This is a genomic window from Aestuariivirga sp. (assembly GCF_041738905.1).
In the GTDB taxonomy this organism is placed as follows: Bacteria; Pseudomonadota; Alphaproteobacteria; order Rhizobiales; family Aestuariivirgaceae; genus Aestuariivirga.
The window spans coordinates 1-4,426 of the sequence record NZ_JBGSOZ010000045.1 but is presented as its reverse complement, the minus strand read 5'-3'; the positions used below and the strand labels follow the sequence as shown (position 1 = coordinate 4,426).

The window sequence follows — 4,426 nt, the reverse complement described above, 5'->3', positions numbered from 1 at the left end:
GGTTGGGCCTGCTGGCGCGGCAATGCCGCTGGACTGGGCGGCTGGACCTTCGTGACGCGGATTTCGCTGACGACGCTGCAGGTAACCGGCATGGGCTTCTTCGGGCTTTACGGATCGACCGCCGCGCTCGCCACCACGCTGGCGCTGGCCGCCGCCATCAACTGCATCGGCATCGGCTTCCAACGCGGCACCCACACTCGCTGGCAGCTGGTCGCAAACGACGGCACCGGCGCGCCGACGCTCACCGACATGGGGGCGCCCTTCGGCATCGCGACGGGAGGGGTGCTGACCCTCTACATCGCGGCACCGCCCAATGGCAGCTCGGTCTGGGTTCGGGTGGTCGAAGAGGTTTCGGGCGCGGTGTTCGAGCAGGAGGTCACCGCCGACCTGCCCGCCAACACGCAGTTCCTGTCACCGAGGCTGTTCATGAATAACGGCGCAACAGCAGCGGCGGTCGCCTACGACTGCTCGGGGGTGTACGTTGAGACCGATTACTGACGTTCTCGTCATGGTTGCAACGTTTCAATCGCCCAGCATTACACAAACATTACCACCTCGAGCCCTGCGAGAAATTCTGAGCACCGAGCATTTTCAATTATTGGTAGGTGCCTCCAACAATCTCTCGAGTTCAGCAATCTCATCGCGGAACGACTGGGTGAGCCTGCCGTAACCAATCGCTTCAGCAACCGAACGAGGCAAATCCAATGGGTTTTCGCCTTTCAATGTCGAAACCAAGCCCAGTCTTTCTGGCAACGGCACCTCCTTCCAGAGCCGGTCACGCCCATCCACCTGAAGTCCACGGAAGGGAACAAGACCCTGAGGTTGGCCATCCGGCGGCCAATAAACAGTGTGCCCGTCAGAGACTCTGGTGCAATTGGGAATGTTCTTGATCGCCTCCCAGACCGTCGACGAGATTTGACTGCCTGTCCGCTGAAAGCCATGTTGGCGTGCAATCAGATCACTCAGCCTTTTATAGGTGATGGGTGCTTCAGCCGCAATGTGCGCAAGTGCAAGCTGCCGTATTGTTGTCCGGTAGCTCGGCTCATGGAAACGAGATGCGTCGACCGAAAGAGGTGCCTGTTCTACCGTGATGTCCAACATTGGCTGCACTTCTTGCACCACCGGGACGACAGCACGTGCTGCGCGAGCACCGAAATCGATGACTGGTGTGGAAGCTGCTGCCGGAAGCATTACAGGTTCCGGCAGAACCACTTCAACTGCGTCATCCTCATCACTGGCATCATCAACCCACTCGGCCACCTCGGGCAGATCAGTAGCTTCGTCTTGCACGACGGAATTTGCCTCCCGTTCGGCCGCAATTCGCCGGTCTTCTTCGAGGAGGGCGAGTAGATCGTCATTCAGTTTCTGAAGGCGTGCCTCAGGGTCGATGAACCAGTCCGTCGACCAAATTCGAAGCAGTTGCCAGCCAAGGCGCTCGAGAATGATGTGCCTTACCCGATCGCGATCTCGCGCCGAGGGCGAACTATGGTAGGTTGCACCGTCACACTCGACGCCCGCCAAGAACTTGCCTGGCGCGTCCGGGTGGATCACGCCGAGATCAATTCGGAACTTGGATACACCAATCTGTGTCCGAATTATCCAGCCGAACCGGCGCAGCCCTTCCGCCACTGACATTTCGAAATCGGAGTCGTAATCATTTATCGCCATCGACCGGATTGCGGCTCCCAGCGCAGATGGACCTTGCGCAGCAAACTCAAGGTAGTGCTTCAAATCGCGAACCGCTTCGGCCTGAGTGCGCGTGAGATCAATCATGGACGGGTCGAAACTTGTGAAGACCATCACTTCGCTGGTCGCACGAGTGATCGCCACGTTGAGACGTCGTTCACCACCTTTTCGATTAAGCGGGCCGAAACTCATCGACATGGTCGCGGCACCCGGTTCCGTTGGCCCATAGCAGACGGAAATCATGATGACGTCGCGCTGGTCGCCCTGCACTGTCTCGAGGTTCTTGATAAACACCGGCTCGCGCGCATGGTGGTTGAAGAAACGCTCGAGGTCAGGCCGCTTTCTCCGCTCTGAATCAAGCAAGTCCTCGATCAGCCGCTGCTGTTCAGAGTTCATTGTCACAATGCCAAGCGACAGTTCGTTGCGTGTCGGGTCCGACAAGAGCTTTATCGCAGCATTAACAACTGCTTGCGCCTCAATCTGATTTGTCCGGCCTTTACCCCGCGCGTAGATGCCGTCCACCTTGTGCAACACGACAGCGGTGTCACGCGTATCTGCTGATGGAAAGGTGACGAGTTCACCCTTGTAGTAGGCGTGGTTTGAAAAAGCGATCAGGCTTTCGTGTCTGCTGCGGTAGTGACCAGTCAGGCGGTGCAAGGGAACCCTTGCCGCGAGAGCTTCATCCAGAATGCTGTCCAAGTCCGGTTCGGTATCGCTGTCGCCTGCATCGTCACTTCCGGGAGCCTTGTCGAAGAAACGCGTGGGCGGCATCTGACGCGGATCGCCTACGACGATGCACCGACGCCCCCGCGCGATTGCACCGATCACGTCTGGTACTGTGATCTGACTTGCCTCGTCAAACACCACGAGATCAAAGAGCGACGTATCGGCTGGGAGGAATTGCGCAACAGAAAGTGGGCTCATCAACATGCAAGGGGTAAGGGCAGCGAGCGCTTGTCCCATTTCACCCACCAACTGACGAACAGGCATGTGGCCAATCGTGCGTTGCAGCTGCCTCGAAAGAACCCCGAACCCCTGATCAGCAGTGAGTTCATTCCGCCCCGGTACAGCTCCTGATAGTTTGGCGCGTATGTAATCAGCTGTCATTGCAGACATTTCTTCATCCAGCCTTCGAAAGGTCTGGATCAAGTCGGAGTGTTCGACAGCTGAGAATCTGTTCAGTTCCGGACGAACGTCGATCAGCTCTGGCGCGACCCAGCGGCAGTAAGCCGTCCGCAGGCCATCAACGACCTGATCATGCCTGATCAACCCAGATTCCAGCCCTGTGACGAGGGTTGCGAGACCTTTGGCTTCCGCCTCGCGCTTGACCATGATCCATCCACACCACGGGTTCAGTCGGCGTTCGCGCGCGACCAATTGGGCGGTGACTTGGGTCAGTGGCGCAATCTGTTGCTCTTCAGGCATGACCGACGGAGCACCCGACAGTTCACGGAAGTCGGACGAAGCAGTCTCAAACTCGGCAAGGGCGGCAACGAACCTGCGCGCGGCTCGATCCATAACGCTGCCTGGTTCCAGCATATCCCTGCCGTCGCAGAGCTTGCGGCTCAAAGTTCCACGCAAGGTGATGAAATCGCGCCCTTCACCTGCCAGGCGTTGAACGGCCGATCGCAGACCTTCCGCGGCAGCTAAGTCCCTTTCAAGAACAGCAACGTCTGTTTTTAGGCCCCGCCAAGGAGTGCCAGCGGGAAGCCCATCCTCAAGCTGCGTGAGCTGTTCCTGAAGCGTTTTCAAGTCGGCGAGTGCTTCGAGATCTCGTTCCGGTTCAGGGACCTGCGTCGCGGTCAGGCCGAAGGCATCCCAAATTGCAGTTCGGAGCTTTTTGACGGCGCCTCCCTTGAAAAGGAAACTTTTTCCTTCTGCTTCCACGCGTTCTGCAATCCACCTCTGAAGTGTCTGAACAGCAATTTTTTCTTCGGCGTATGCGGCCGACAGTGATCCGCGCCTTTGTCGATAAGCGGCAAGCGCTGGAATCAAGGCCCGAAGCTTTGCAAGCGTTTCTCTCGTCTCGGCTGTCAGGGCGAAGCCAAGGTTGGCACGTTCGCAATCCGGCAGCAGTCCAACGAGACCCGACAAAGCCCGCGCTTCCCCCAGTGTCGCCGTCGATTCATCAAGCCCGAGCTGTCCGATGAGATCAATCCGCGCCGATAGCAGATCCTGTGATGCACCGCCGAGCCTGCGCGCAGAAGCAATCAGTTTTGACTGCCATGCGAAAGACCACTCCCCATGAAGGACTGCGGGGAAGGCATCCATGTCCTCGGGTTCAATCTGACTGAAGCGCTGGCCTAAGCGCTTGGCGACTTCACACAGGTCTGCAAATGCTTCAGCGTCCGGCGCGAGGCCGACCGGTCCCTGATTCTTGGGCCAGTCCAGCTCTACCCGATGCAGGTCGCCGTAACGCAGGCTGCGACCGATCGCATCCCTTGGGCTGATGCCTGCGGGGCCGGGTCGGTGCAGCGCATCGACCAGTCCGTTCAATCGGCCACGCAAATCGGCGAGACGGGATGCCGTCTTATTCCACTCGGCCGGGCTGTGCTCGCCGCGTCGCTTCCAAGCCGCATCCAGCTGATCAAGTACGGCCCGTTTATTTGCCTTGCTCGAATGAAGCTCCAAACAGAAATCGCCGAGGCCAGCAGCAACCAAGCGCTTATAGACAACTTCAAGCGCGGCCATCTTTTCCGAGACAAAGAGGACTTTGCGCCCCAGAGCGATATTATGGGCA

The 4,426-nt window shown here is 58.3% G+C and carries 1 protein-coding gene and 1 pseudogene; one reads left to right on the top strand and one right to left on the bottom strand.

Going from position 1 to position 4,426, the window contains the following annotated elements; all coding sequences use genetic code 11:
• A pseudogene (locus tag ACEW8Q_RS03840) lies at positions 1 to 498 on the top strand (DUF2793 domain-containing protein); the annotation flags it as partial.
• A gap of 93 nt (positions 499 to 591) precedes the next feature.
• Here the strand turns inward: ACEW8Q_RS03840 and ACEW8Q_RS03835 are convergent.
• On the bottom strand, positions 592 to 4,377 hold the full coding sequence (locus tag ACEW8Q_RS03835; RefSeq protein WP_373502732.1) for a DUF3320 domain-containing protein: 3,786 nt from the start codon (positions 4,375 to 4,377) through the stop codon (positions 592 to 594).
• Positions 4,378 to 4,426: the final 49 nt, after the last annotated feature.